We start from the raw sequence: 26,007 nt of genomic DNA on the forward strand, positions 1-26,007 counted from the left end.
TCAGCGCCGCCGACAACTTCATATTGCTGTGATGCTCAACCGCGGCACAGGTGTTTCGTCAGTGCAAACGCTCTAATCATTCACGCGGTTGCTTGTATGCGGGACCCCATACGCGAGGCTTTTGCGTGTCGTTCACCTTATCGGTGAACGCCCAGATCAGCGCGACCAACCAACCGATGCACGTCCAGCCGAGCAGCAGAGTGACGAGCACGATCGGCGCGGTGTTGCGATGCTTGCGACACGCCGCGATGATGATCGGCAGGAAGAACACAAACAGGCCCATTACAAAGAAAGTCATGACTAGCTCCAATTATTCGGTGACGGGTTTTTCGTCAACCCAAAAGCGGCCGTAGTATGCGGACGACGACATGCCTGCTTTGTACGGCTTGCCGCCGTGCGCTTTAACATGGGCGTCGATCAGGAAGTACGGATTCGCGTCGTCTGCGACGATCGAATCGAACTTCGGATACTTGCCGCGGACATCAGTGATCGCTACTCGTTTCATGCTCGACTCCGTTCAATTCAAAACCGGCGCGATGCCGGCAAGTTCGCACGCTTCGGCGATACGGCGCTTCTGAATGAAGATCGGATGGCGAAACGTATGGTACGACACTGGGAAGCCCGCCGCGATCAGCGCGTCAAGCGACTTGCGAATATTGATGTTGCTGTTCATTTGCTGCTCCGTTTTGTCTCTGGCGGTCAGCGCCGCCGACGGAACGAATATTGTCGAGAACGTCTCACCAAGTACACGAGTTCGTCAGTGCAACCTCTCTAACTTTTCTGCGTGTCGAGCGCGCAAAAAAAACCCCGCTCGAAAGCGGGGCAGCGTTCCAGAAACGAGAGAGCTTCGGCTATCTTCCGCCGTTCAACGTTGCGCGTGCTTTGATAAGCGTCTCGGGAGGTAGCACTTGTCCGATTGCATCGTTGATCGCGCAAGCGCCGTGCATGTAGTCGATCTGATCGAGCACGAGCGAAAGCATCGCCGCGCATTGATCGAAGTCGGCTGTGGCGATCGCTTCGAGTCGTTGCACCGTGCGCGCGGTCGGCAGCGCGGCCAGACAGAAACCAGAAATCAGAGGCAGGATCAACGCGATACGTTCGAGGTCGTCACGCGAGACACGCAGATCCCTTGCTTCGGGCTCGGCAGTATCAAGCAACTCGCGCAACGTCACCGACCGTTCATAGGCTTCGTACATTGTGTCGCGCAGTTTGTCATCGCAAGCGGTCATCATCGTCGTCCTTTATAGGCGTTCAATGCGGCGCGGGCTTGGTAGATCACTTCGACCGGCAGCACCGCACCGATCTGTTCGGTAAACGTGCATTTGCGGCTGGTGTAATCAACATGCTTAAGCATCTGTGCAAGAGCTACAGCGCAGAGCGCGGGATCAGCATTCTCGACCTGTTTAGCGCGTCGTTTAGTGGCGGGCGTCGGTGTCAGCGGCATGACGGCCATCGCGTATCCCGCGATGAACGGGACGAGGCTGACGAAGCGACTGAGCTTCGAGCGCGGCACGCTCACCGTATCGGGATCGCTTCTCGCTGAGTTGAGACAAGCCCCGAGTACCACCGACAACTCATACATCTCGTAAATATCATCGCGCAATCTCTGGTCGGATTGGTCCATCGACACTCCGGATCATGGTTGAATATACTCGTGCGCCGCGTCGCCGTTATCTCGTCGCCGCCCACTTTGAGGATGACGTATCCAGTTCTGCGGCTCGCCAACGCCGCTCCATTTATCCAGCGCATCTTTGGCGGCTTGCTTCGATCGATAGTAGTAAGCATCGGCGTGACCGTAAGCGTGGACGTCAACGACAACAGCGACGAGCCACGGATTGATCGTCTGTAGCGCGGCGATACGGCCATCCTCGAGGAGTCGAAACGGCCGCTCGTATCCGATCGCGATCAGGTCTTCGTCCGAGGCATCGCCGAAGAACGCGGGCGTCAACACGTCGAACGATGATGCGAGCTTTATATCGATCGGCGCGAAGCTGTCGAAAGCGACTGCGCCGATTTCATGCTTGAGCTTTACCTCGTCCCATCGTCCCTCGGAGTCGCGATAGATCAATCGTCGTGTCGGCAAGAGAAGCGGTATGAGGTCTTCATCGATGATCCGCTGAATATCGTTGGTGACACTTCGACAGCCTTCGAGTTCGCGATCGACAATGCATATAAAGTTGGTGACATGAAACGTGTAGTAACTGGCGTTCATGGCTTCTCTCAGAAAGTGAAGCTCGCGTATGCTCGCGAGTCGTCGGTTTGTTGTTTGCGACTTAGGCTGACAACTTCAAACAAAGTGAGTCGCTGCGCACCTAGCTTTAAGCGGTGTCTCAGGGTCGGCTTCCTCGCCGTCGGCTGTCGCGCCGATCAAGAGCGCACGCCCGACAAAAGCAGCGTGCGGAAAGAGATGACAAATCAACGCGCCGCGCTCTCTGTGCTGATATTCGTCGACATAGAGCGTGTCGCGCCCGGCATCTGCTAACGCATAGTCCTCAACGTACTGACAATCGAGCATCCGATAAGCGGGCGCGAGCGAGTCTCTGTCTCCGCGGTCAATCAGGGTTACTGTCCGCGCGAGCGGATCGATCAGATACGCCTTGTTCATGGCTGCATGTCTCCCGTCTCAATAGTCGTCGTCATCGTCGCTGACGGCGTTCGGTTTCGCGGCAGGATCCTCGCCCGTCATGATCTTGATAAAGCCGGGAAAGTACACGTCGCATCGCTCTGTCATCGAGGCGTTACGCCTTGGACAATCTGCTAACTCCGAGCCTAGATCAGTCATCGGGAACTCGTCGCCGAGTCGAGCGACGAGCCCGGACAGTCGATAGCGGCCTCGCCGCTCGCAGCGCGAACAGGCCACTTCGAGATGGACGCGAACACCGACTTTGCGAATGAGACAGCGATAGCCGTCATATTTCAATTCAGCCAGTCATCGCGCGAGAAAGGTGCTCGTGTCAGCGTCGCTAACATCAAGTCTTTGACATCAATCAGCGGGATCGCGCTCATGCCGCCGCTGGCGGAAATCGTGCGCTGATATAGGCGTATTTCGCCCAAGAACTGTTTGGGTCGCAACCCGAATAAGCGCAGAAGTGCTCGAAGTCTTCCAACGCTGTATGCCCATGTTCGTTAGGCACGAGTGGGCGAGCTTGCAGCAGGTCGGCCAGTAACTGATCTGGGTTTCCGTAGCACATACGCGACTCCAAGAATTCGAGCGTCGTAAGCGTGAACGTGCGCGGTGGTGACGTGAACGTTCGCGGTGGTGGTTACGAGCCCGATTTTTCCAACTGAAATCGAACGGCCGTTTGCCGCTTAAAACCGGTTGACGATTTGCGATTCTATCGTATAGGTTACAGGACGCCGACGAGCGCGGGTAATTACCTATGATCGCTCGTCGATTTGCCTTCCAGATGACTCGCCCCGACGTCCCCGCAAGAGTGGAACGAGTATTTGCGCGTGCGCTCATGGTAGGCGCGGCGTGTGACAGCCCGCGTCGATCGCAGCGTGAGCAGGCCCACCTCAAGCTGGCTCGTTCTTGCTCCTACTTGCGCGAGACTTAATATTCCATTTGGATCGCAGCTGCTTGGCGACGTCCGCTAATTTCGTACATGTCGGAACAAGAGCCCTGTCGGCGAGCTGCGTCTGGCACGATCTTCAGCCAGTATGTCCGAGAACTTTGATTTGATGTCTTTGAGGTTGGGAAGGCCTGCGACGCCTGCGATCGCTGACACGACGCCTAAGCTTGGATTTGACGTCAAAGCAGCAGCGACGCCGATGGCACCGAAGGTCACGCAAGACGCAACGTCGATTCCAAAAAGCTTGAGCTTTTTGGCCTTCGCTTCGAGTAATTGCTTCTGATGTTCTTGAAACGCCCGGTCAAGGTTGTCGACCACTTGATCTGCGGTTCTGAAGTAGTTGTCGGGATCGATGTGGATGAGTTCTGAGATGCCTTTCCCGAGCAACGCGCGGACTTCGTCGGTCAGCCCCTTCCTTCGGATCTCGACAACCGTCTCTACTGGCACGTTTCCGAGCCATGCCAGATTATTTCCTCGCTCAGCTACCATCGCACGAACGACATGCATTGATTCTCGTCCGTGAGGAGCCGTCTTCGATTCGACGCCTTGATACTCAAGAAGCCACGTATAGTAACGCCACGACGTTTCGGCGTTAATCAGCGGTGTCGCACCAATTTGCAGTGCTTTCTCTTGCGCCGCTAGCGCTTGCGGCATACGTCCCAAGCAAGCCTCGAACACATGATTACCAGCGACCGTCGGATCCACGCCCGGCATAGCAAAGACCCGATCGTGCAACGATCGCTGCAATTGCGCACTTGCGCCTGGCTCCCAATCGGTATCGAAAAGAAGTCGCTCCGGCACTTTCAACTCTGCAAGCACCTGTTCAACTGTGCCGAGCGATCCGCAGAATTCACCGAGTGCTTCGATGCTCTCGAAAGGCCGTTGAAAGAGATGAGCCGCGTGTTTGAGAACGGCGGGGTTCGCGCGTCTAACGAGTCCCTGACGGTCTTGCGAAATGACGTCTTCCTCGTTCGGCAGAATTAGCACGATTGGGGGATCTATATCCGCCGTGGCAACGTCGCGATAGGTCATTGCGGTTACGACGTGCTTTATGAGCATTGAGACAACATCACGGTCCGGTGCAAGTCCTATCAGCGGCGCGATCCTCATGACCGGACATGGAAGTATGATAGTATCAACGTAGAGCCCCGCGGTTGACACTGCGTTTTCCCAGTGTGCTGGGAACAGATCGCCTGCAAACGTCGTCTTCAATTGACGACCGTCTTGTAAATGGAAGGCGCCGGCTTCCGTGACAGCCTTCCAGAACTCGCGCAGATCATCCGCTATTTCCGGAAGCGCCACCATCACGCTTTTCACGATGTTTTCGTTGGCTGCCGCAACTGCGGCAATACGCGCGGGCGTAGCGTTAGGCTTCCGTAGTTCGGCATAGAGCCAATCGAACTGGGCGAACAGGTAATTGAAATATTCGCTTTGGATCCTCGCGAGACTGATCGCTCGCTTCGAGTCCTCGCGGTGCTGCATCGCTCGAATCGCAAGGGTCGCCGCTCGAATCCTTCCATCGACCGAATGCGGATCGACCTTGCCGTCGTGACGTAGCCGGACGGCACGCAGGCTCTCCGTGAAACCTTCAGCCAAATGCTCAACTACGTGGAATTTTCCTTCTTCTATCCGATTCTTTAGCAAGAATACCCGGTCGGTAAGATCCTGCACTTCCTCTTCAGAAAATTGTCTCTCTTCCATCGGTTCAGCCGCTCCTGGTAATCGGAATAGTTTCGTTCGACGATTATATGGGTCGCTAGCGAGGACAATGCAGGGACGAGCGCCGTCTTCGCGCGAACGACCGATCGCATAAGTAGCGGTCGCTGACCGTCCGTCAGCTTGCCGTCTACAGGTTTCAGCTACGATTCACAACCTAACGCAGCTCGCGCCATGCGGTTCACATTCAGTCCGTTAGCGTGTGCCGAGCAATCTGCTGCTCGCGAAGTTCGGCGCGCGCCGCACGTTCACGCGGATCATGCTGCTGTGGGGCGCGGCGTCGGTCGGAATGATGTTCGTATCGACGCCCGGCCATTTCTATCTGCTGCGCTTTCTGCTCGGCGTGTTCGAAGCGGGTTTCTTTCCGGGCATCGTGCTTTATCTGACGTACTGGTTTCCGGCGAAACGGCGGGCGGGCGTGATGTCGGTGTTCTTCGCGGGCGTGGCCGTCGCGGGCGTGTTCGGCGGACTCGTGTCCGGCTGGATCATGGGGGATATGGCCGGCGTGATGGGCCTGCACGGCTGGCAGTGGATGTTCGCGATCGAGGGCGCGCCCGCGCTGCTGCTCGGTCTTATCGCGTTGCGCCTGCTGGTGGACACGCCGCGCGATGCGCAATGGCTCACGCAAACGGAGCAGGATCGGCTCACGGCACTGTGCGCGACCGGTCATCACGAGAAGCACGATAACAGCGGCATGCTCGACGCGCTGCGCAATCCGCGCGTCTATCTCTTCGCGTTCATCTATTTCTCGCTGACGTGCGCGTCGCTGACGCTGAGCTTCTGGATGCCGCTGATGATCCGCGACTTCGGCATCACCGATGTCATGTCGGTCAGCCTCTACACCGTCGTGCCGAACGCGATCGGCGCGGTGGGTCTGATTCTGATCGCGCGCCATTCGGATCGCGTCGCCGAGCGGCGCAAGCACTTCGCGTGCTGCACGATCGGCGGCGGCATCGCGCTCGCGGCCCTCACGCTGCATTTTCCGAGCTTCCCGCTGATGCTCGCGATTCTCTCGCTCGCCGCGACGCTGATTTTCGCCGCGCTGCCGATCTTCTGGGCCGTGCCCGCCAGCCATCTGCCGGGCAAGAGCGCGGCGGCGGGCATCGCTTTCATCAGCAGTATCGGCATCACGAGCGGGATCGTGAGTCCGTGGGTGATCGGCCAGATCCGCACCTCGACGGGCAGCATGGATCTCGCCGTGCATCTGCTTTCGTTGCTGCTCTTCGCGAGCGGCGCCGCGCTGTTTTTCGGGCTGCGGCGCGGCAAGTGAGCGTCAGGCCGCAGCCGCGGCCATCGCCTTGAAGTTTTCCGGCGTCGCGAAGGCGAGATATTCGGCCTGCATGTCGGGTGTGAGGAATTCGAGCATCGTCGAGTTCTCGATCCAGAATTCGATGACGTGGAAGAAGTTGTCGCCGCGCGTGCAGCGCACCGCACGCCAGCCTTCGCGTTCGCCGATCGCGATGACTTCCTCTGCGTTCAGCTTCGTCGCGATGGCCATGTGGAACGCGCTGTACTGCGGGCGCTTCACCGTGTCCGCGCCATAGCTGACGCTTTCCTCGTGACCGCCGCCCGGCGTGATGACCTGATCGCTCGGATAGACCTCGATGATGCTGCCGCGATCGTCGCCGGCGACCGCCATCCACGCGCCGGGAAAGGGCGAGAAGGGCGCGGCGAAGCCATCCCACAGTTCGGCGAGCACTTGCGCGACGTGTTTCGGATCGTGGGCGGGAATGGAGGCGTGGAAGATCATTGCGATGGACTCCGGTGGACGTGGGGCGGATTGCGCGGCGATTGCAGAGCCGCGCGGTGGAATGTCGATTCGCAGTGCTATGGTGTGCCGGGATTCTTCCAGAGTCTATTGTTATGAGTGTTTTCAAACGCGTCAGGACTCAGCGCTTATCCGACAAACGCCGAGCCTGTTATTAAGCCGCCGCAACAGAGCGCCAATCGCTACGCCGACGCAAAAGCGCCGATATCCGCCGTCAGCCGCGCCGCGTCGCTCAGAAAGATGCCGTGCGGCGCGCCTTCATAGACGACGAGCCGCGCGTTCGGAATCAGGCGCGCCGTGCGCTGCGAAGTCAGTTCGAGCGGATTCGATTCGTCGCGATTGCCTTGCACGATGAGCGTCGGGACGTCGATGTCGCGCAACTCGTTGCGGAAATCGCCGCGATTGACGGTTTCGTTGCACGCGAAAAGCGCCTGATGCGACGTGCGCAATGCCATTTCCCGAATCCAGTCGATCATGGCCTGCGACGCGCCCGGCCCGGCGAAGGGACGCGCGTTGTCGGCCAGCCATTGCGGATAGTCCGTCGTCAAGTCGTGCAGGAAGGCATCGGTATAGGCGCGGTCGATGCCGTCGGGATTGTCCGGCGTCTTCGCGAGCATCGGCAAGGTCGAAGCGATCAACGCGAGGCGCGCAACGCGCGTGCTGCCGTGACGCGTCAGATAGCGCACGGCTTCGGCGCCGCCCATCGAATAGCCGACGAGCGTCACGTCCGACAGATCGAGCGCATCGATGAGTGCGGCGAGATCGTCCGCAAGCGTGTCGTAGTCGTAGCAGCCGCCCGGATCGCTCGATCGTCCGTGGCCGCGCCGGTCGTAGGTGACGCAGCGAAAGCCCTGTCGCGCGAGCGACAGCATTTGATAGGCCCACATGTCGCCTGGCAGCGAATAGCTCGGAACGAAGACGATCGTCCTGCCGTTGCCCGGCGTGCCTTGCGGATGCCAGTCGCGATAGAACAATTCGACGCCGTCTGCGGTCGCGATAAAACCTGGGCGTGAGTGCTTTGCAGGCATTTCCGTCTCCTCGTCGATGAACAGTGTGAGTGCATCGTCGCAGGAGAAAGTGAGCCGGACAATTACGCCAGAGGTAATAGGCCGCGTGCAAAAAAACGCCGCCCGGGGAGGCGGCGAGAGCGTCCGCTTGTGGGCTCGTTAGTCGAGTGCGGACGCTTGAGGAGACAGGGCGAATGAACTCAGTATGGCAAAGCGCCGCGCCGCACACAATCGCCGATTCGAATCACTGCATTTCAGCATGACCTGAAGATAGTTCGATATGCAGATTAAACGATCCGGCATTGCTATTTTCGGATTTATCTCGTGCTTTTCGGTATTCCTATGAACCTCGATTCATATAAACTCAGCACGCGTTTCAAACACCGTTCTATTGCAGTCATTCATGTATTCCGATTCATTCGCACCTCCGCTCTCTTTGTCCGATGCGGCCCACGCGCTGGCCGTCGCGCTCGACATCCGCCGCTCGGGCGACTGGCTCGCGCTCGAACGTTTCTGCGTCGAAGCACTGGAACGATTCCCGAGAGACTACGAGCTTCGCTGGCAACTGAGTCATTGCTATTGGCTGCGTCACGACAGCGTATCGGCGGAAGCGATCATGCGCGAGGCCGCGCGGCATCATCCGGACAATGGTCACGTGACCGGCGCAATCGCCATGTACCTCAACGAGCAGTCGCGCTACGGCGAAGCGGAAGCGATGTACCGTCTGGCGCTCTCGCAGACGCCCGATGCGGCCTGGCTCGCCGTCGATCTCGCCGACCTCGAATTGCGGCGCGGCGCGTGGCGCAGCGGCTGGATGCGCTTCGATCGCCGCACATCGCAACAGGGCGACAACGGCGTCGTCGCGCGCATGGAGCGGCTCGCGCCGGGCTGGCGCGGGCAGCCGCTCGACGGCAAGCGCGTCGTGGTCTACAGCGAACTCGGCCTCGGCGACGACATTCAATTCGTGCGGTACTTTCCGCAATTCGCGGAGGGCGTGCGAAGAAACGGCGGCGCGGCGCTATTGGCGGTGCGTTCGGCGCTGTATCCGCTGGTGCGGCGGTTCGTGCCGGACTGCGTGCAGATCGAAGCGCACGACTTCGGCACGGTCGATTACACCGTCGGCATGATGAGCCTGCCTGTCTGGATCGGTCTGTTGCCGCATCACGTCGATGGCCGCGCGTATCTTCACGCCGCGCCTGAGCGCATCGACGCGTGGCGGCGCGAACTCGCATCGGACGGCACCCATGCGTTGCGCGTCGGTCTCGTGTGGGCGGGCAGCCCGACGCATCGTCGCGACGCCCAGCGCAGCATTCCCGTCGAAGCGCTCGCGCCGCTCTGGAGCCTGCCGAACGTCACGTTCCATCCCGTTGCGCCGGGCCGCGAAGACGATATTGCCGCAATGCGTTCGGCGGGCGCGCGTATCGCCGGCGTTCCCGACTATCGCGAGCAGTTTCATGATTCCGCCGCGTTCGTCAGCGCGCTGGATGTGCTCGTGACCATCGACAGTTCGCCGCTGCATCTCGCCGGCGCGCTCGGCAAGCCGGTGCTGGTGATGATCGATCGCGCGTCGCATTGGTGTTGGGGTGAAGACGAGACGCAGCCGTGGTACGACTCGGTGCGGCTCATTCGTCAGCGCGAACCGGGCGATTGGGCCCCGGTTATCAGGCGCGTCGCCGCGGCGGTGTCGGGGCGGCTCATCGGACGAGCGGCGCCGGAAGATCAGCAGGCGTCCGCGCCCGTCAGTCTCGGGTAGCCGGGCTGGCTGGAGTCGATCGTCGTCACGCAGGCACCCTCGTTGAGATCGAGCGGGCTGTCGATGTCGCGCTTCGAGCCGTCCTTCATCTGCACGCTGTAGCGGTAGATTTTCGCGGTCTGTTCCGGGGCCTTCTGGAACAGGTTCGTCAGGTCGAAGCTCAGGCCTGCGCCGCCGCCCACGCCGTTCCATCCATTGCCGCCGATGCCGCCGCCGCCCACGCCGACGGTCGGTCCGGAAGAAGAAGCCGTGTTCGTCGACACAGTCGTCAAATACTGTTTGCCGACAATGCGTCCGGTCGCGAGCGTGCCGTCAGCCGGCAGCGGCGCCGATGCGCCCGGTCCCGATGCGCACGCCGCGAGCACGGCACATGCGATGGCCGCGAAGCCAGCTCGCGCAACGCGTTGAATTGTTTTTCGATCCGAGTTCATTCCAGCCTCTTGCTTCCATTGCCCTCGATGCGAGCGCACGAGTCTTGTGGAATCGGCCGCTAGCGCCGGCGTGGCGGGAACGTGGCGCAGAAATACGCCGCCTTCGAAGGGGCGGCGTTCGTCGACGATTCGTTCCGGAGCTTGCAAGCCGGCGCGCTTCGCGAGGGACGCGAATGCGCGGCGGGAATGTTGACTGATCGTGTTTCGCGATTGAACCAGATTGCTCCGATTCCTCGCACGGCAAACGGTCCCGCGATTCACCCCTTCAATAGATACGCGACGATCGCATCGCACACGCGCCCGAACATCTGCGTGCCGGTGACGGTCGTGCAGCCTCGCGCGCGGGCGGCCTCGATGAAAGGCGTGACCGGCGGCTTGGTCACGACATCGCCGACGAAGGTCGTCGGTGGCAGGCGCGAGACGTCGATCGGCAGCGGGTCGCCCGGACGCATGCCCGCCGGCGACGCATTCACGATGAGATCGTAGGTTTCGGCAGCCGAATCGTCGGCGACGCTCACCGCGCCGCGCCCCAGCGCAGCGAGGCGCGAGGCGAGGGCGCCGGTGCGCGCGGCGTCGAAATCGCGGATCGCGAGCGAGGCCACGCCCGCATCGACGAGCGCGTGGCCGATCGCCGAACCCGCGCCGCCCGCACCGATCAGCAGCGCGCGTTTGCCCTTCGGGTCGCAGCCCGCATCTCTCAACGCCGCCACCATGCCGATGCCGTCCGACGCGCCGCCGTGCCAGGTGCCGTCGGCATTGCGCTTCAGCATGTTGACCGCGCCGAGGAACGCGCCTTCATCGGTCAGCGAACGGCAGTATTCGGTCGCGCTGAACTTGTGCGGGACGGTGACGATCACGCCGTCGCAATTGCGCAGCGGCGCGATGCCCGCGAAAAACGCGCCGAGATCTTCGGGCGCGACGTGCGCCGGAATCACGATTGCATCGCGTCCCGCCGCACGCAGCGCCGCTGTTACGCCGGAAGGCGAGCGTACCTGCGCGATCGGATCGCCGACGATGAAATAGACGCGCGTCGCGCCGCTCAAGCCCGCATCGAGCGATGCGGAAAAAGAAGTGTCCTGCGCCATGCCTCGATTGCCTCCTGATCCGTGATCGGAAAATAGTGTGACCGCACTCGCTGAATGCTAGTTGAAAATGGAATGCTATTCAACAAAATTGCTACTTGAAGGAAGGCAACTAACGGTCTTCCCGAGCCGCGACCACCAAAAAGCGCCGGCAGAAAGACGGCTGCCAACGCGCATTCAGAGAACGTTCGGCTCGTGCGCGCCCGGACTTGCGCCAGCCGCTGCCAGCGCTTCGTGAAGTGTGTCGTACACGTTCGATGCGCCGAGCGCGGGCGTCAGTCCGTGCCGGTCCATGTCGCTGCGCAGGAAGCGGTTCACGCGTCCGAATATCACGACGACGCCGCGTGCGCGCAGCGTTTCGACCAGTTCGCCGATGGTGCGGGCCGCCGAATAATCGAGGTCCGTGATCGCGCCGGCATCGACGACAAAATGGCGCAACTCGTCCGGCGCCGTATCGACGAGATTCGTCACTTCCGACGCAAAAAAGTGATCGTTCGCATAGAACAGATCTGCGCCGAAGCGATAGACGATCAGGTGCGGCGCGGTCATCGCGGCGGGCCTCGTCGGCTCGTACTGCCACGGTTTGCCGGGCGCGACGGGCGTGAGCACCATCGTGTGCGGATGATAGCTGTGGCGCACGTGCCGCAGCAGCGATAACGCCACCGCGAGCAGAATGCCGTGCTCGACGCCCACCATGACCACCGCAGCCGCCGTGATGAGCGCGAGCGCGAACTCGCCGGGGCTTTCCGCGCGAATGTCCTTCAGGCTTTGCACGTTGATGAGCCCGATCGCGATCGTGAACACGATGCCCGCCAGCACGCAATGCGGCAGATAGCGCAGATAGCCGCTCAAGAAGAGCAGCACGACGGCGACGACTGCCGCGAACACGAGCTGTCCGAACTGGCTGCGCGTGCCGGCGCGGTCGGCCATCGCGGTCTGTGTCGGACTGCCGTTGACGACGAACGTGCCGCTCACGGCCGCCGCCGCGTTCGCCGCAGCCAGACCGAGGATGTCGCTGTTGGTATCGACGTCCTCGCGATACTGCTGCGCGAAGACCCGCGCCGCGGCGGCGCTCTGCGCGATGATCATCACGAAGCACGACAGCGCGACCGGCACGAGGTCGAGCGATTGCTGCCAGGTGATGTCGGGAAAACGGATCGCGGGCAGGCCGCCATCGACCGGACCGAGCACCGAGATGCCGTGCGCGGCGAAATCGAACGCCTTGCTCGCGGCGATGCTGCCGATTACCGCGATGAGCGGCATCGGCAGGCGCGGCGCGAAACGCTTGCAGCCGAGAATCGCGACGACCACGGCCAGCGCGAGCACGAGCGTCGGTCCGTGCGCGTGCACGAGATGACCGAGCACGTAAGCAAGCTGGGCGAGACTGCGCGAGGACGGATACGGCACCGTCATGCCGAAGAGATCGCCGAGCATCGCGATCGACACCTGTACGCCGACGCCCGCGAGAAAACCGGTGAGCACCGTGCGCGACAGGAAATCGGCGAGAAAGCCGAGTTTGAAAAGCCGCGCGACGAGGAGCAGCGCGGCCGTCTGCAACGCGACCATGCCCGCCAGCGCGACGTATTGCGGGCTGCCCATCGCGGCCATCGACGAAACCTTGCTCGCGAAGATCGTCGCGGTCGCCGAATCGGCCGCGACGACCAGATGCCGCGACGCCCCGAACAGCGCAAACGCGATGAGCGGCAGGAACGCGGTGTAGAGGCCCGTCACCGCGGGCATGCCGGCGATGCGCGCATAGCCGAGCACTTGCGGAATGTCCATCGATGCGAGCGAGATGCCCGCGAGCGCGTCGCGCCACGCGGCGGCGCGGCTGATCGGCAGGATGCCTTTGAGCAGTGTCGTTTTTTGCATGCTGGCACCGTGTTCCTGAAGAGGCGATCGTGCCCCAAGGAACAGGCGGTGCCAAGACCCGCTTCATCTATCGATAGAACGCCACGGTTTGCCGCAATCCGTCGATCAGCGGCGTTTTCGGAAGACCGGGCAGCAATCGCGCGAGCGCGGGATCGTCGGGAAAGGATGTCGCGATGGGCAACGGCGCGCCTTCTGCGTCGATGCGCGCGCCGGGCGCGATGCGCTCGAGCGTCGAGATCACGCTTTGCATCGGCGTGATGTCGCCTGCGAGCGTGAACGCGTGCGCGCCGTCGAACGCGGTCACGAGCGCGAGTTCGTAGGCGGCGGCGACGTCATCGGCGTAGACGAGGCCGGTCGCGCCCGTGAAGGGAATCGTGTACGGCTCGCCGCGCGCGGCCGCACGGCACGCGAGACTCGGACCCGCGCTCGAACCGGTCTCGCGTCCGGCGCCGTACACGACGAGCGGCCGGAATCCGATGCTCGCGATTCCATGATCGTGCCAGTACGCCCGCGCCGAGCCTTCGCACGCGAGTTTGAACGCGCCGTAGTGCGTCAGCGGAAAGGGCGTCGCGCCATCGTCGGGGCCGAAGACGCCCGCGCTGCTCGCGTAAAGCACCGAGCGCAAATTGCACGCGATGGCCGCATCGAACACGTTCAGCGTGCCGATCAGATCGATGCGCGCGCCGCGCACAGGATCGGCGGCGCACGCGGGCGTAAGCACGCCCGCGAGATGTACGACGGCATCGCAGCCGTCGAGCGCGTTCGCCACATCGCGCGCCTCGCCGATATCCCCGATCCGCCATTGCACGTCACCGGCGCGTTCGGGCGCGAGCGCGTACAGAAGGCGCGCGTCCTCGCGGACATCGAATGCGCGCACATCCATGCCGCGCGCGAGCAGCCGCCGCATGACCCACGCTGCCAGAAAGCCGCTTCCGCCTGTAACCAGCACTCGCATACCGTTTCTCCATCGTCTCAAAAAGAACTTGGCTTACGTCGCGTTTCTGGAATAGTATTCCAACATCAAAGAGAGTTCTACAGGAAGCGCGCACATGGCGGAGACACTGGACAAACTGGAACAGAACGAGACCTTCGATGTAATCGTGGTCGGCGCGGGCGGCGCGGGCATGTCGGCGGCGCTGGTCGCGGCGGTCGATGGCGCGCGGGTGCTGCTCGTCGAGAGCACCGAATACGTCGGCGGAACGACCGCGTACTCGGCGGGCACGACGTGGATTCCCGCGTCGAAGCACGCGGCGAGCGTCAATCGCGACGATTCGTCCGCGAATGCCGAAGGCTTTCTGAATCGCGCGGTCGGCGAGCGCAGCAGCGCCGCGATGCGCCGCGCGTTCCTCGACGCCGGCCCGAAGGCCGTCGCGCACATCGAAGCGAACTCCGATGTCAAATATCGCGCGCGGCCGTTCCATCCGGACTATCTGTCGGAAATCGAAGGCTCGACGTTGCGAGGCCGCGCGCTGGAGCCGCTGCCGTTCGACGGCCGCAAGCTCGGCCGCGCGTTCTCGCTGATTCGTCCGCCGATTCCCGAATTCACCGTGCTCGGCGGCATGATGGTCGACCGCGACGACGTCGGGCATCTTTTGAACATGACGAAGTCGTTGGCATCGTTCAGGCACGCGGCGAAACTGCTCGCGCGTCATGCACGCGACCGCATGAGCTCGCCGCGCGGCACGCGTCTCGTGATGGGCAACGCGCTGATCGGGCGTCTGCTTTACTCGCTGCTTCAGCGCGGCGTGACCGTGCTGACGAGCACGAAGGTGGAGGCTTTGCACGCGGGCGCGAATGGCATCGAAGCCGTGACGCTGAGCCAGATCAACGAGCGTCGGCGCGTCAACGTGAAGGGCGGCGTGATTCTCGCGAGCGGCGGATTCAATCGTCATCCGATGCGGCGCGCCGAGATGCTGCCGGGCGCCGATGCGGCGTGGTGTCCCGGCGCGCCCGGCCACAGCGGCAACGCGCAGGATCTCGCGCTCGCGGCGGGCGCGCGCTTCGGCGTTGGCGGGCTGTCGAACGCGTTCTGGGCGCCGGTCTCCGTGCGCAAGCGCGCCGACGGTACGACCGCCGTGTTTCCGCACTTCATCATGGATCGCGGCAAGCCCGGCATGATGACCGTCGACAAGTCCGGCAGGCGGTTTCTCAACGAAAACACGTCGTATCACCTGTTCGGGATTGCGATGCAGACGGCGAACAGGACGACGCCCGCCGTGCCCGCCTATCTCGTCACGGACTCCGAAGGATTGCGCAAGTACGGCCTTGGCATGGTGCGTCCGGGCGGCAAGGGACTCGCGCCGTTTCTCGCCGATGGCTATCTCGTCGAAGGCAAGACGCTCGACGAACTGGCGGACAAGCTCGATATCGACAAGGCCGGTCTCGCCGATAGCGTCGCGCGCATGAATCGCTACGCGCAAACCGGCGTCGACGCGGATTTCCAGCGCGGCACGACCGATTATCAGAACGCCAACGGCGACGCCAACTGGACCGGCCCGAACAAGTGCCTCGGTCCGATCGGCCAGGCGCCGTTCTATGCGGTGCGGCTCTATCCGGGCGATATCGGCGCGGCGACCGGCCTCGTTATCGATACCGACGCGCGCGTGCTCGACCGCGACGACCGGCCGATCGTCGGCCTCTATGCCTGCGGCAACGATGCGCAATCGGTGATGGGCGGCGTGTATCCCGGCCCCGGCATCACGCTCGGACCCGGTCTCGCGTTCGGCTACCTCGCGGCGCGCCACGCGACGTCGCGCGCGAAGCAACCGAAGCAGGACGAAGCGCTCGATTTTCCGGTCGATCTTTCAATGCACGCGCACGCCAAATGAAGCTCGAACCGATTCTCGAATGCGACGTGCTCGTGCTCGGCTCCGGCGCGGGCGGCTTGTCGACCGCGGTCACGGCGGCCACGCGCGGCCTGTCCGTGCTCGTCTGCGAGAAGGAAGACGTGTTCGGCGGCACGACCGCGTGGTCGGGCGGCTGGATGTGGATTCCGCGCAATCCGCTCGCGACGCGCGCGGGCATCGTCGAGGATGAAAGCGCGCCGCGCACGTATCTGAAGAGCGAACTCGGCGCGCATTTCGATGCCGCGAAAGCCGATGCGCTCATCGAGCACGGTCCGCGCATGATCGAATTCTTCGAGCGCAATACGTCGATGCGTTTCATCGACGGCAACCGCATCCCCGATTTCCACACGACGCAAGGCGCGGCGACGGGCGGCCGCTCGGTCTGCGCGATGCCGTTCGACGGACGCGAGCTCGGCCCGCTCATCGACAAGCTGCGTCCGCCGCTCGCCGAAGTAACGATCAAGGGCATGGCGATCGCGTCGGGACAAGACCTCGCGCACTTCCTGAACGCGACGCGCAGCGCGAAGTCGGCGTGGCACGTCGCGAAGCGTTTCGCCGCGTTTGCGTGGCACATGCTGCGTTATCGGCGCTCGATGCATCTGGTGAACGGCAATGCGCTCGTCGCGCGGCTGCTCAAGTCGGCGGCGGATCGCGGCGTCGATCTGCGCACGCGGGCGAAGGCGGTATCGCTGACGCGCGAGGCGAATCGCGTGACGGGCGCGCGCGTCGAGATCGATGGCGTCATGCACGACGTGCGCGCGCGGCGCGGCGTCGTGCTCGCGTGCGGCGGTTATCCGCACGACGCGAAGCGGCAGACCGAAACGTTTCCCGTGATGCCGCACTGGTCCGCCGCGCCCAAGAGCAATACCGGCGATGGCATTCGCCTGGGCGAAGCGGCGGGCGCGCATTTCGACGCGTCGCTCGAAGCGCCCGCCGCGTGGGCGCCGGTGTCGCTCGTGCCGAAATCCACGGGACGCGAAGTCGCGTTTCCGCATCTGATCGAGCGCGCGAAGCCGGGTCTGATCGCCGTCACGCGCGCGGGCAGGCGCTTCACGAACGAGGCGTCGTCGTATTGCGACTTCATCTCCGCGCTCATCGGCACGACGTCGCCGGGCGAAGAGACGTGCGCGTGGCTCGTCTGCGATCACCGGTTTCAGCGCCGATACGGCCTCGGTTTCGCGAAGCCGTTTCCGTTTCCGCTGCGGCCTTACGAACGCTCGGGATATCTCAAGTCCGCGCCGACGCTCGAAGCGCTGGCGCAGCAATGCGGCATCGATGTGCGCGGCCTCGCCGATACGGTCGCCACGTACAACGGCTACGCGAAAGACGGCTTCGATCCGCAGTTCCACAAAGGCTCGACGCCGTATAACCGCGTTCAGGGCGATGCATCGCACAAGCCGAATCCGTGTCTCGCGCCGATCGTCGATGGGCCTTTTCACGCGGTGAAGATCGTGCCGGGCAGCCTCGGCACGTTCGCGGGTTTATCGACGGATGCGCGCTCGCGTGTTCTCGACGACATGCGCGCGCCGATTCCCGGCCTCTACGCGGTCGGCAACGACGCCGCGAGCATGATGGGCGGCCACTATCCCGCTGGCGGCATCACGCTCGGCCCAGCGATGACCTTCGGCTATCTCGCGGGCCTCGAACTGGCCGAACCGGCGCGCGAGGACAGCATCACGAATCTCTCCAACTTCAATCAGGCAAGGACTCTGCAATGACTCTGTACGACACGGTCACGTTGACGGTGAAGATCGGCGCGAACGCGCAGGTCTTCGAAAACATCAAGGCAAGCGGCGATGCGCCCGGCTCGAAGCTGCTCGGCTGCTGGTATTCGGATATCGGCGCGCTCGGCAAGGTCATGGTGCTGCGCGGCTTCGAATCCGAAGCGGCGCTGATCGGGGAACGCCGGCGCTTGCTGCTCGAAGGCAATCCGTTCGGCTGCGGCGAGTTCATCACCGATGTCGAAGTGAACAGCTACGCGCTCTTTCCCTTCCTGCCGCCGATCGAGCCGGCCGTGCACGGCGGCATCTACGAGATGCGCGTCTACGGCACGAAGCTCGCGAGCCTGCAACACACGATCGACGCATGGCAGAACGCCGTGCCCGAGCGCACGAAACGCTCGCCGCTCATCGGCGCGATGTACGCGCTCGACGGCACCGTGCCGCGCTTTCTCAACATCTGGCCGTACAAGAGCGTGGACGAGCGCTCGCGGATTCGCGCGGAAGCCGTGAAGGACGGCATCTGGCCGCCGAAGGGCGGACCGGCGCATCTGACGACGATGGAATCGACCATCTACGTGCCCGCGCCGTTCTCGCCGCTGCGCTAACCGGAGATTGCCGATGTCACGACGCAAGCTATCTCTGTCCGCGCTGACGATCCTCGAACTGACGCCGCCGCAGATGGTCGAGTGCGCCGCGCAGGCGGGCTACGACTTCGTCGGCCTGCGCCTCGTGCCCGCGACCGATACGGAAGTGCGCCACGAGATCGTCGGCGCGACGCCGCTGAAACGCGAGACGCTCGCGGCTTTGCGCGATACCGGCATCGGCGTGCTGGATGCCGAAATCCTGCGCCTCAAGCCCGACACGAACGTCGCCGATTACGAACCGATGCTCGCAACCGCCGCCGAGCTGGGCGCGCGCTACGTGCTCGTCGCGGGCAACGATCCCGACGGGGCCCGCACGGCCGAGCGGCTCGCCGCGCTGTGCGATCTCGCGAAGCCGTATGGCCTGTCGCCGTCGCTCGAACCGATGCCCTGGACCGACGCGAAAGACATCGTGCAGGGCGCGCGCATCGTGAAAGCGGCGCAGCGCGCGAATACGGGCCTCATCGTCGATCCGATCCATTTCGACCGCACGGGATCGTCGACGCGAACGCTGCGCGAATTGCCGCGCGAATGGTTCGGTTACGTGCAGTTCTGCGACGCGCCCGCCGAGCGCCCGACCGATCTCGAAACGTTGCTGCATCAGGCGCGCGCCGAGCGGATGATTCCGGGCGAGGGCGGCCTCGATCTCGCGGGCATTCTGCGCGCGTTGCCCGACGATCTTCCGCTCTCGCTCGAAGTGCCGATGAACGAATGGGCGAAATCGGCGAGCGCGCTCACGCGTGCGAAACGTCTGCGCGAGGCGACGATTGCATGGCTGGAGGAAACATACGCCGGTTGAATTCCGAGGTGGAATCGTGTTCTCATTCCGAATCATCGGAACTTCGAGAGACTGAAAGATGGCGGGAAATCTGGAGCGGGCGTTGTCGATCATCGAATTGCTGGCGAAAAACGGCGGGCGGATGCAACTCGCTGCCATCGCCGACACGCTCAATATTCCTCGCAGCGGCACGCATCGCCTGCTCGCGATGCTGATCGACGAAGGGTACGTGCGGCAGGACGAGGATCACGGCGAATACATGCTCGCGCTCAAGCTCGTGTCGCTCGCGCTCATCTATCTGTCGACGGGCGGCGTACTCGACGTGTCGCAGCCCGTGCTCGACCGGCTCGCGGCGCAATCCGGCGAACTGGCGCGGCTGGGCGTCGTCGAGGACGATCACATTACGTTCGTCGGCAAGGCGCAGGGCGCGAAGTCGGGGCTGCGCTACGACCCGGACATGGGCAGCCAGCCGCCCTTGCATTGCACGGCGAGCGGACAGGCGTGGCTGTCGTCGCTTTCCGATGAGGAGGCGCTCGAACTCGTGTCGAAGCAGGGCGGGCTCGGCAAGCCCGGCTCGGGCGGACCGAAGGCGCCGAAGACGATCCAGCAGTTTCTCGCCGATCTGCAGGCGGCGCGCAAACGCGGCTACGGCATCGCGAGCGAGACGTACGAGGCCGGCATGACGTCGATGGCCGCGCCGATTCATCATCCGGTGACGGGCGTCGTCGTGGGCGTCGTGAGCCTCGCCGGGCCGACGAGCCGTTTGCCGGAGGCGCGTCTGAAGGAGCTCGCGCCCGCGCTGCTGGAAGCGGCGTCGGACATGGGCGCGGCGACGTTGAGTTCGCCCTATTTCAAGCGGTCGGCGGCGAAGGTGGAGGGGAAGGCTGTCAGTGCAGGCTGATGCTGGATTAGCCCGAATGGACGAGGGGACGCGGGGAAAACGCCTGCATTATCATCGTTTTCATCATGAAACGAGAATTTGAAATGCCTACTCCACTCGATCCGATCGTGTCCGAATTTGCCACTGTCTGGCGGCGGTGGAAATGCGTCTCGTCGTGTCGATGCTGACGGCGAACTTCACCGCGCAACTCGCGACGAATCCCGCCGATATCCACGAGGTCTGCACCTTCACCGTCGGCCCGAACGAAATGCCGATGCGTCTTTTCTGCGATGAACGCGTCAGCCGGCGTCCACGGCATCGCGCGCGGATGAGGGCGCCGGCACGCCGCCTGTGGCCATCCACAGCACTTCGGCGTCTTCGTCGCTCGTTGAAATCGCCGCGTGGCCGGTGCGGCTGTCGAAGTAGATGCTGTCGCCGGCATGCAGATGCGTCGGCGCGTAGAGTTCGGAATAGAGGCACACGCTGCCGCTGATCACGTAAAGAAACTCCTCGCCTTCGTGACGGCCCCAGTCGTCGAACGCATCGAGCGTGTGCGCCGAAATGCGGATGCGAAACGGCAGCATCGCCTTGTGCGCGAGTTCGGTGGCGAGCAATTCCATCTGATAGCCGCGATACGCGTGGCGCTGTCCTTCGTTGCGGCGCGTGAGCGCGCGCCGGCCGCTCGCATTCGGCGCGGGCGCGGTGCCGAAGAGTTCGGCGAGATCGATCTGCAGGCCGCGCACGATTTTCTGAAGCACGTCGAAGGTCGGCGACATCAGCCCGTTCTCGATTTTCGACAGCGCCGAGCGCGACACGCCGCACATCCGGCTCGCGGTTTCGAGCGTCAGGTCGTGCGCGAGCCGCGCGCGTTTCACGCGGGCACCGAGATCGGAGGCGGATTGTTCGGGCGAATTCTTAGTGCCGGGGCTGGACATGGGAACGTGTGGGAGCGCTTTGTTTCCGATAATAACATCGCGCAAAACGGCGGCGAACGGCCCGCATCTGGTGACAACCCTAATATTGACGGCTGTTGTGAGCGCCATCGGCAGCGCGTATAGTCTCCTGACTTCCGAAAGTTTCTTATCAGAAACTTTTGCTCCGACGAACGAACCCGCTTCGCAAGGACTTTCATCGTGAATGCACAATCGATTCTTTCCGACCTCGGCATCGCGAGCCTCGTCACCGACGGCGATATCGCCGTCACTTCCCCGATCACGGGCGAAGTCATCGGCCGCGTGAAGCAGAACACCACCGCCGACGTCGACGCCGCGCTCGCCGCCGCCCGCACCGCGTTCGCCTCGTGGCGCAACGTGCCCGCGCCGCGCCGCGGCGAACTCGTGCGCCTGCTCGGCAATCGGCTGCGCGAGAAGAAGGAGGCGCTAGGTAGGCTCGTGTCGCTCGAAGCGGGCAAGATTCTCCAGGAAGGCTTGGGCGAAGTTCAGGAAATGATCGACATCTGCGATTTCGCCGTCGGTCTCTCGCGCCAGTTGTACGGCCTGACGATCGCGTCGGAGCGGCCGGGTCATCGCATGGCGGAGACGTGGCATCCGTTCGGCGTGTGCACGATCATCTCGGCGTTCAATTTCCCGGTCGCGGTGTGGTCGTGGAACGCGGCGCTCGCCCTCGTGTGCGGCAACGCGGTCGTGTGGAAGCCATCGGAGAAAACGCCGCTCACCGCGCTCGCCGTCGACCGCATCCTGCGCGATGCCATCGATGAATTCGGCGCGGCGCCTGCGGGCCTCGCGTCGGTCGTCATCGGCGGGCGCGAGGTCGGCGCGGCGCTCGTCGCGGACAAGCGCTCGGACATCGTCAGCGCGACGGGCAGCACGGAAATGGGCCGCAAGGTCGGCGTCGCGGTCGCGGAACGCTTCGGCCGCTCGATCCTCGAACTCGGCGGCAACAACGCGGGCATCGTGTCGCAGACGGCCAATCGCGATCTCGCGCTGCGCGGCATCCTGTTCTCGGCGGTCGGCACGGCAGGGCAGCGCTGTACGTCGCTGCGGCGTCTTTTCGTGCACGAAAGCATCTACGACGAAACCGTCGCGCGTCTGAAAGATCTCTACGCCAAAGTGCCCGTCGGCAATCCGTTGGAGCAGGGCGTGCTGATGGGCCCGCTCATCGACGTGCAGGCGTTCGCGCGCATGCAGGACGCGCTCGAACAGGCGAAGGGCGAAGGCGGCAAGGTGACGGGCGGCGAGCGCGTGACCGTGAAGGGCCACGAAAACGGCTACTACGTGCGCCCGGCGCTGGTCGAAATGCCGTCGCAGACGGAGGTCGTGCTGAAGGAGACCTTCGCGCCGATTCTCTACGTGATGCGCTACACGGATTTCGACGAAGCCATCGCCGCGAACAACGCCGCCGCGCACGGATTGTCGTCGTGCGCGTTCACCACCGATCTGCGCGAGGCCGAGCGCTTTCTGTCCGCATCGGGCAGCGACTGCGGCATCGCGAACGTGAACATCGGGCCGAGCGGCGCGGAGATCGGCGGTGCATTCGGCGGCGAGAAGGAAACCGGCGGCGGCCGCGAATCGGGCTCGGATGCTTGGAAAGCCTACATGCGCCGCGCGACCAACACGATCAACTACTCGTCGGAATTGCCGCTCGCGCAGGGCATCGACTTCAATCTGAGCTGAGGCCAACGTGAGTTCGAGCGTTGTCATCGTAGGTGGCGGCGTGATCGGCAGCTCGGTCGCGTACTTTCTGCGCGCATCGGACCCGACCGTGCAAGTCACCGTGATCGAGCGCGACCCGACTTACGCGCGTTCGTCGTCGGCGCTGTCGGCGGCCTCGATCCGGCAGCAGTTCTCGACGCCGCTTTCGGTACGCATGTCGCTCTTCGGCATCGACTTCCTGCGTTCGATCGGCGAGCGGCTCGAAGTGAACGGCGAGCGTCCGTCGATCGATCTGCACGAAGGCGGTTATCTCTTTCTGGCGACGGCGGCGGGTGCGTCGACGCTGCGCGAAAACCACGCGTTGCAGCGAGCGCTCGGCGCGGACATCAGCCTGCTCGACGCCGCGCAACTGCGCGCGCGTTTTCCGTGGCTCAACACGGACGATCTCGCGGCGGGCGCGTTCGGCGAGAGCGGCGAAGGCTGGTTCGACGGCTACGGTCTCGTGCAGGCGCTGCGTCGCAAGGCGCAGGCGCTCGGCGCGCGTTACGTGACCACGGAAGTCGTCGGCATCGAACGCGAAGGACGGCGTGCGAACGCCGTGCGCGCGGCCAGCGGCGAAACGTATCCATGCGATGTCGTCGTGAACGCGGCGGGTGCGTGGTCGCGTCCGGTCGCGGCGATGCTCGGCATCGACATTCCGGTGTTCGCGCGTCGGCGCAGCATCTTCAATGTGTCGTCGCCGGCGACGCTCGAGCGCGCGCCGTTGCTGATCGATCCCACGGGCGTCTATTTCCGTCCTGAAGGGCGCACGTATATTTGCGGCACGTCGCCCTCGGCGGACAACGATCCCGACGACCTGCCGCTCGACGAAGTCGATCACGCGCTCTTCGACGACGTGATCTGGCCGACGCTCGCGCATCGCGTGCCGGCGTTCGAGGCGCTGCGCGTCGAGCGTTGCTGGTCCGGTTATTACGAATACAACGTGCTCGATCAGAACGCGATCATCGGCCATCATCCGGATGTCGATAATTGCATCTTCGCGAACGGGTTCAGCGGACACGGCCTGCAACAAGGCCCGGCAACAGGGCGCGGCGTCAGCGAACTGATTTTGCGCGGGCGTTACGAAACGCTCGATTTATCGCCGCTCGACTGGACTCGCGTGCTGGAAGGCCGGCCGATCGTCGAAAAGAATGTCGTATAACTGATAGAAGACTGCCAACGCCGCTTTCCATAATCGATGATTCAAGTCTGCCCGGTCATGCACCGGGCATTTTTTTCGCTACGAAACAGACAGGCGGATTGGAACCGGTTCGGATTTGCGTTGCGAACGGGCATTCTTATCATCATCGTCAGGCTGGCGGGCTTCGTCCATTAATGAAATCCACTAGGGCCAGCCGCTTTCGATGAGTGCATTCTGAATCTGTCAAAACGCTTTTTTCGCGCTTCATAGATAGGAGACAAAACATGGAAGCCAATACGAGCGCGCATTTCTACGCCTGGATCGACGACGGCGAGCTGCCGCACGACACGAGCGTTCCGGTGTCGCATCGTTCGAGTCAGGTATCGGCGGAACCCGAATATATCGCAGAGATTTGCGGACGTTTCGGCAAGACCGATGAGGAAAAAAACTCCTGCGTCATTCGCGGATATAACTGACGCCCTTTAATGCAGTGTGTTGCGTTCGTGAGACGCTTTGTCACGACGCATATTTACGCGGACAAATATGCGCCATGCGATTCATGACGGACCTTCATGAAACGCATATAGCGAATTTCTGTGTGCGTTGCCAAACGGAACGCGGTCCGGTGAGTTTGTAAATCGGAACTGCGTAAATCGAACCCGCCGCGTGCGGGTTTTTTCCATTCTGGATGTCCGGAAAACAGGTTCGTGCCGCCCGGCAGCGCCTGGCCGCCGATGGCACAATCGCCGCAACGCAGGCAATCAGGAGCAAAGGTGGCGAACCTGGATCTGGACAATCCGTTTCTCGAAGCGCTCGGCGCGACGCTCACGGAATGGCGCGCGGGCTACGCCGAATTCACGATGCCGATACACGCCGGGCATCTGAACCGGCAGCGCATCCTGCAAGGCGGCGCGATCGCCACGCTGCTCGACGCCGCTTGCGGCTACGCCGGTCTCTTTCCGACCGGCGCCGCGCCTGTGCACGGCTTCACTCTTTCGCTGACCGTGAACTATCTCGATCGCGGCATCGGCGACAAGGTCGTCGCAAAAGGCTTTCTCGAACGTCAGGGACGCTCCGTCTATTTTGCACGCGGCGAAGCGTGGGTCGACGATCGCGTGATGATCGCGAGCGCGCAAGGCACCTTCAAATACGCGCGCTGATGGCTACCCGCAATCTCCTTCGGCGTCTCGATCTCACGACGCTGCAACTCTTTCTCGCGGTGTTCGAGGAAGGCACGCTCACGCGCGCGGCGGAACGCGAGGCGATCGCGGTGTCGGCGGCGAGCAAGCGTCTGCTCGAACTGGAGCAGGCCGTCGGCGCCGCGCTGTTCGAACGCAAGGCGCGCGGCATGGCGCTGACGCCGGCGGGCGAAACGCTGCTTCATCACGCGCGGCGCGTGCTGCGCGATGTCGAGAACATCGGCATCGAACTCGCGGAACATGCGAGCGGCGTCCGCGGCTACGTGCGGATGATGGCGAATCTCTCGGCGATCGTCGAATTCCTGCCGGAAGACTTGCGCGCGTTTTCGTCCGTGCACGAGCAGATCAAGATCGATCTCGAGGAGCGCCCGAGCGGCGGCATCGTGGAAGGCGTCGCGGACAGTCTCGTCGACCTGGGCATCTGTTCCGGCGACGCCGACACGCGCGGCCTCGAAACCGCGCATTACCGGCACGACCGGCTCGCGCTCGTCATGCCCGGCGATCATCCGCTGGCGAAGCGCGCGAGCATCGCATTCGCGCAGACGCTCGACTTCGATCACATCGGGCTGCATTCGGCGAGTTCGATCAACCAGCGCACGCATCTCGCGGCGCGTCAGGCGGGGCGCGCACTGCGGTTGCGCATCCACGTTCCCGGTTTCGACGCCGTGTGCCGCATGGTGCAGGCGGGCATGGGCGTCGGCGTGCTGCCGATGCAGGTCTTCGAAGCGATGGGTCGTCAGCTCGGACTCGCGGCCGTCGCGCTCGACGACGACTGGGCAGCGCGCAGCCTCGTGATCGTCGTGCGCGATTCGGATGCGCTATCGCCCGTGAGCCGGCTGCTGTTCGATCATCTGCGGACCGTCGAAGCAGGCATTTAGCATTCAAAAAACCGGCGAGCGTTCGCGTTTGACGAACGATGCTTGCCGAAATGCGGTTGGACGCCCCCGAG

28 protein-coding genes are annotated in these 26,007 nt (G+C 63.2%); 13 read left to right on the forward strand and 15 right to left on the reverse strand.

Annotation, left to right across the window (positions count from 1 at the left end):
• Positions 1-76: 76 nt before the first annotated feature.
• The 7 genes from NCR93_RS16595 to NCR93_RS16625 form a co-directional block, all read right to left on the reverse strand.
• Positions 77-298, reverse strand: a complete 222-nt coding sequence (locus tag NCR93_RS16595) for a superinfection immunity protein (protein WP_175979278.1) — start codon at positions 296-298, stop codon at positions 77-79.
• A gap of 12 nt (positions 299-310) precedes the next feature.
• The gene (locus NCR93_RS16600) at positions 311-505 is read right to left on the reverse strand and encodes a hypothetical protein (RefSeq protein WP_175979279.1); all 195 of its coding nucleotides are present in this window, start codon (positions 503-505) and stop codon (positions 311-313) included.
• A gap of 12 nt (positions 506-517) precedes the next feature.
• Entirely contained in the window at positions 518-673 is a 156-nt protein-coding gene (locus NCR93_RS16605) for a hypothetical protein (RefSeq protein ID WP_250532263.1), read from the reverse strand.
• Between the two features lie 178 nt (positions 674-851).
• Complete coding sequence (locus NCR93_RS16610; protein ID WP_175979281.1) at positions 852-1,196, reverse strand: hypothetical protein; 345 nt, start codon at positions 1,194-1,196, stop codon at positions 852-854.
• 32 nt (positions 1,197-1,228) lie between these two features.
• Complete coding sequence (locus NCR93_RS16615; RefSeq protein WP_175979282.1) at positions 1,229-1,624, reverse strand: hypothetical protein; 396 nt, start codon at positions 1,622-1,624, stop codon at positions 1,229-1,231.
• 12 nt (positions 1,625-1,636) lie between these two features.
• The gene (locus NCR93_RS16620; protein WP_175979283.1) at positions 1,637-2,212 is read right to left on the reverse strand and encodes a hypothetical protein; all 576 of its coding nucleotides are present in this window, start codon (positions 2,210-2,212) and stop codon (positions 1,637-1,639) included.
• Between the two features lie 75 nt (positions 2,213-2,287).
• Entirely contained in the window at positions 2,288-2,605 is a 318-nt protein-coding gene (locus tag NCR93_RS16625) for a hypothetical protein (RefSeq protein WP_175979284.1), read from the reverse strand.
• A 261-nt stretch (positions 2,606-2,866) separates the two neighbouring features.
• Here NCR93_RS16625 and NCR93_RS16630 point away from each other — a divergent pair, with 261 nt between their 5' ends.
• Entirely contained in the window at positions 2,867-3,034 is a 168-nt protein-coding gene (locus NCR93_RS16630) for a hypothetical protein (protein ID WP_175979120.1), read from the forward strand.
• A 559-nt stretch (positions 3,035-3,593) separates the two neighbouring features.
• Here the strand turns inward: NCR93_RS16630 and NCR93_RS16635 are convergent.
• Positions 3,594-5,273 carry a hypothetical protein gene (locus NCR93_RS16635; RefSeq protein ID WP_175979285.1) on the reverse strand — a complete coding sequence of 560 codons (1,680 nt, stop codon included), beginning with the start codon at positions 5,271-5,273 and terminating at the stop codon, positions 3,594-3,596.
• A gap of 217 nt (positions 5,274-5,490) precedes the next feature.
• Here NCR93_RS16635 and NCR93_RS16640 point away from each other — a divergent pair, with 217 nt between their 5' ends.
• Entirely contained in the window at positions 5,491-6,558 is a 1,068-nt protein-coding gene (locus NCR93_RS16640; RefSeq protein WP_279613000.1) for an MFS transporter, read from the forward strand.
• Between the two features lie 3 nt (positions 6,559-6,561).
• On the opposite strand, the gene NCR93_RS16645 is transcribed toward NCR93_RS16640, so the two are convergent.
• Together NCR93_RS16645 and NCR93_RS16650 are read right to left on the reverse strand one after the other, a co-directional pair.
• Positions 6,562-7,038 carry a hypothetical protein gene (locus NCR93_RS16645; RefSeq protein WP_175979286.1) on the reverse strand — a complete coding sequence of 159 codons (477 nt, stop codon included), beginning with the start codon at positions 7,036-7,038 and terminating at the stop codon, positions 6,562-6,564.
• A 200-nt stretch (positions 7,039-7,238) separates the two neighbouring features.
• Positions 7,239-8,084, reverse strand: a complete 846-nt coding sequence (locus tag NCR93_RS16650) for an alpha/beta fold hydrolase (protein WP_175979287.1) — start codon at positions 8,082-8,084, stop codon at positions 7,239-7,241.
• A 382-nt stretch (positions 8,085-8,466) separates the two neighbouring features.
• Between NCR93_RS16650 and NCR93_RS16655 the strand changes: the two genes are divergently transcribed.
• Positions 8,467-9,816, forward strand: coding sequence for a hypothetical protein (locus NCR93_RS16655; RefSeq protein ID WP_250532264.1), 1,350 nt, complete (start codon positions 8,467-8,469; stop codon positions 9,814-9,816).
• On the opposite strand, the gene NCR93_RS16660 is transcribed toward NCR93_RS16655, so the two are convergent.
• From NCR93_RS16660 to NCR93_RS16675, 4 genes are all read right to left on the reverse strand, one after another.
• The gene (locus tag NCR93_RS16660; protein ID WP_175979289.1) at positions 9,783-10,247 is read right to left on the reverse strand and encodes a hypothetical protein; all 465 of its coding nucleotides are present in this window, start codon (positions 10,245-10,247) and stop codon (positions 9,783-9,785) included. The two genes, NCR93_RS16655 and NCR93_RS16660, sit on opposite strands and share 34 nt — an antisense overlap.
• 257 nt (positions 10,248-10,504) lie before the next feature.
• On the reverse strand, positions 10,505-11,332 hold the full coding sequence (locus NCR93_RS16665; RefSeq protein WP_008353472.1) for a shikimate dehydrogenase family protein: 828 nt from the start codon (positions 11,330-11,332) through the stop codon (positions 10,505-10,507).
• Positions 11,333-11,506: 174 nt separating this feature from the next.
• Positions 11,507-13,201, reverse strand: coding sequence for a SulP family inorganic anion transporter (locus tag NCR93_RS16670; protein ID WP_175979290.1), 1,695 nt, complete (start codon positions 13,199-13,201; stop codon positions 11,507-11,509).
• Positions 13,202-13,268: 67 nt separating this feature from the next.
• Complete coding sequence (locus NCR93_RS16675; protein WP_175979291.1) at positions 13,269-14,156, reverse strand: NAD-dependent epimerase/dehydratase family protein; 888 nt, start codon at positions 14,154-14,156, stop codon at positions 13,269-13,271.
• Positions 14,157-14,250: 94 nt separating this feature from the next.
• On the opposite strand from NCR93_RS16675, the gene NCR93_RS16680 reads away from it, so the two are divergent.
• Genes NCR93_RS16680 through NCR93_RS16700 form a run of 5 tightly spaced genes read left to right on the forward strand, consistent with a single transcriptional unit; the run spans position 14,251 to position 20,088 of the window.
• A complete protein-coding gene (locus NCR93_RS16680; RefSeq protein ID WP_175979292.1) occupies positions 14,251-16,029 on the forward strand; it encodes an FAD-dependent oxidoreductase in 1,779 nt (592 codons plus the stop codon).
• Complete coding sequence (locus tag NCR93_RS16685) at positions 16,026-17,765, forward strand: FAD-dependent oxidoreductase (RefSeq protein ID WP_175979293.1); 1,740 nt, start codon at positions 16,026-16,028, stop codon at positions 17,763-17,765. Before NCR93_RS16680 ends, NCR93_RS16685 begins: the two co-directional genes overlap by 4 nt.
• Entirely contained in the window at positions 17,762-18,373 is a 612-nt protein-coding gene (locus NCR93_RS16690; protein ID WP_175979294.1) for an NIPSNAP family protein, read from the forward strand. Before NCR93_RS16685 ends, NCR93_RS16690 begins: the two co-directional genes overlap by 4 nt.
• A gap of 13 nt (positions 18,374-18,386) precedes the next feature.
• Complete coding sequence (locus NCR93_RS16695; protein WP_175979295.1) at positions 18,387-19,208, forward strand: sugar phosphate isomerase/epimerase family protein; 822 nt, start codon at positions 18,387-18,389, stop codon at positions 19,206-19,208.
• 58 nt (positions 19,209-19,266) lie between these two features.
• Entirely contained in the window at positions 19,267-20,088 is an 822-nt protein-coding gene (locus NCR93_RS16700; protein ID WP_175979296.1) for an IclR family transcriptional regulator, read from the forward strand.
• A gap of 278 nt (positions 20,089-20,366) precedes the next feature.
• Here NCR93_RS16700 and NCR93_RS16705 read toward each other — a convergent pair whose 3' ends face one another.
• Positions 20,367-21,002, reverse strand: a complete 636-nt coding sequence (locus NCR93_RS16705) for a helix-turn-helix domain-containing protein (protein ID WP_008353462.1) — start codon at positions 21,000-21,002, stop codon at positions 20,367-20,369.
• A 198-nt stretch (positions 21,003-21,200) separates the two neighbouring features.
• Between NCR93_RS16705 and amaB the strand changes: the two genes are divergently transcribed.
• The 5 genes from amaB to NCR93_RS16730 all read left to right on the forward strand — a co-directional run bounded on the left by amaB (position 21,201) and on the right by NCR93_RS16730 (position 25,936).
• Positions 21,201-22,700, forward strand: coding sequence for an L-piperidine-6-carboxylate dehydrogenase (gene amaB, locus NCR93_RS16710; RefSeq protein ID WP_033536131.1), 1,500 nt, complete (start codon positions 21,201-21,203; stop codon positions 22,698-22,700).
• 7 nt (positions 22,701-22,707) lie between these two features.
• Positions 22,708-23,880 carry an NAD(P)/FAD-dependent oxidoreductase gene (locus NCR93_RS16715; RefSeq protein ID WP_175979297.1) on the forward strand — a complete coding sequence of 391 codons (1,173 nt, stop codon included), beginning with the start codon at positions 22,708-22,710 and terminating at the stop codon, positions 23,878-23,880.
• Between the two features lie 263 nt (positions 23,881-24,143).
• Positions 24,144-24,335: a hypothetical protein gene (locus NCR93_RS16720; RefSeq protein WP_175979298.1), complete on the forward strand. Its 192-nt coding sequence runs from the start codon at positions 24,144-24,146 to the stop codon at positions 24,333-24,335.
• Between the two features lie 297 nt (positions 24,336-24,632).
• Positions 24,633-25,019 (forward strand): PaaI family thioesterase, encoded by a 387-nt coding sequence (locus NCR93_RS16725; RefSeq protein WP_008353455.1) that lies wholly within the window; start codon positions 24,633-24,635, stop codon positions 25,017-25,019.
• Entirely contained in the window at positions 25,019-25,936 is a 918-nt protein-coding gene (locus NCR93_RS16730; protein WP_008353454.1) for a LysR family transcriptional regulator, read from the forward strand. The genes NCR93_RS16725 and NCR93_RS16730 overlap by 1 nt, the downstream gene beginning before the upstream one ends.
• Positions 25,937-26,007: the final 71 nt, after the last annotated feature.

The organism is Caballeronia sp. ATUFL_F1_KS39 (genome assembly GCF_023630985.1).
GTDB lineage: Bacteria > Pseudomonadota > Gammaproteobacteria > Burkholderiales > Burkholderiaceae > Caballeronia > Caballeronia zhejiangensis.

Excerpts from the sequence above, each read along its gene's own strand:
- NCR93_RS16705 (WP_008353462.1), bottom strand. The coding sequence starts at position 21,002 with ATGTCCAGCCCCGGCACTAAGAATTCGCCCGAACAATCCGCCTCCGAT.
- NCR93_RS16675 (WP_175979291.1), bottom strand. The coding sequence starts at position 14,156 with ATGCGAGTGCTGGTTACAGGCGGAAGCGGCTTTCTGGCAGCGTGGGTC.
- NCR93_RS16670 (WP_175979290.1), bottom strand. The coding sequence starts at position 13,201 with ATGCAAAAAACGACACTGCTCAAAGGCATCCTGCCGATCAGCCGCGCC.
- NCR93_RS16635 (WP_175979285.1), bottom strand. The coding sequence starts at position 5,273 with ATGGAAGAGAGACAATTTTCTGAAGAGGAAGTGCAGGATCTTACCGAC.
- NCR93_RS16660 (WP_175979289.1), bottom strand. The coding sequence starts at position 10,247 with ATGAACTCGGATCGAAAAACAATTCAACGCGTTGCGCGAGCTGGCTTC.
- NCR93_RS16720 (WP_175979298.1), top strand. The coding sequence starts at position 24,144 with ATGGAAGCCAATACGAGCGCGCATTTCTACGCCTGGATCGACGACGGC.
- NCR93_RS16685 (WP_175979293.1), top strand. The coding sequence starts at position 16,026 with ATGAAGCTCGAACCGATTCTCGAATGCGACGTGCTCGTGCTCGGCTCC.
- NCR93_RS16695 (WP_175979295.1), top strand. The coding sequence starts at position 18,387 with ATGTCACGACGCAAGCTATCTCTGTCCGCGCTGACGATCCTCGAACTG.
- NCR93_RS16655 (WP_250532264.1), top strand. The coding sequence starts at position 8,467 with ATGTATTCCGATTCATTCGCACCTCCGCTCTCTTTGTCCGATGCGGCC.
- NCR93_RS16650 (WP_175979287.1), bottom strand. The coding sequence starts at position 8,084 with ATGCCTGCAAAGCACTCACGCCCAGGTTTTATCGCGACCGCAGACGGC.
- NCR93_RS16595 (WP_175979278.1), bottom strand. The coding sequence starts at position 298 with ATGACTTTCTTTGTAATGGGCCTGTTTGTGTTCTTCCTGCCGATCATC.
- NCR93_RS16680 (WP_175979292.1), top strand. The coding sequence starts at position 14,251 with ATGGCGGAGACACTGGACAAACTGGAACAGAACGAGACCTTCGATGTA.
- NCR93_RS16610 (WP_175979281.1), bottom strand. The coding sequence starts at position 1,196 with ATGTACGAAGCCTATGAACGGTCGGTGACGTTGCGCGAGTTGCTTGAT.
- NCR93_RS16600 (WP_175979279.1), bottom strand. The coding sequence starts at position 505 with ATGAAACGAGTAGCGATCACTGATGTCCGCGGCAAGTATCCGAAGTTC.
- NCR93_RS16690 (WP_175979294.1), top strand. The coding sequence starts at position 17,762 with ATGACTCTGTACGACACGGTCACGTTGACGGTGAAGATCGGCGCGAAC.
- NCR93_RS16665 (WP_008353472.1), bottom strand. The coding sequence starts at position 11,332 with ATGGCGCAGGACACTTCTTTTTCCGCATCGCTCGATGCGGGCTTGAGC.
- NCR93_RS16620 (WP_175979283.1), bottom strand. The coding sequence starts at position 2,212 with ATGAACGCCAGTTACTACACGTTTCATGTCACCAACTTTATATGCATT.
- NCR93_RS16615 (WP_175979282.1), bottom strand. The coding sequence starts at position 1,624 with ATGGACCAATCCGACCAGAGATTGCGCGATGATATTTACGAGATGTAT.
- NCR93_RS16605 (WP_250532263.1), bottom strand. The coding sequence starts at position 673 with ATGAACAGCAACATCAATATTCGCAAGTCGCTTGACGCGCTGATCGCG.
- NCR93_RS16645 (WP_175979286.1), bottom strand. The coding sequence starts at position 7,038 with ATGATCTTCCACGCCTCCATTCCCGCCCACGATCCGAAACACGTCGCG.
- NCR93_RS16630 (WP_175979120.1), top strand. The coding sequence starts at position 2,867 with ATGGACGCGAACACCGACTTTGCGAATGAGACAGCGATAGCCGTCATA.
- NCR93_RS16625 (WP_175979284.1), bottom strand. The coding sequence starts at position 2,605 with ATGAACAAGGCGTATCTGATCGATCCGCTCGCGCGGACAGTAACCCTG.
- NCR93_RS16730 (WP_008353454.1), top strand. The coding sequence starts at position 25,019 with ATGGCTACCCGCAATCTCCTTCGGCGTCTCGATCTCACGACGCTGCAA.
- NCR93_RS16700 (WP_175979296.1), top strand. The coding sequence starts at position 19,267 with ATGGCGGGAAATCTGGAGCGGGCGTTGTCGATCATCGAATTGCTGGCG.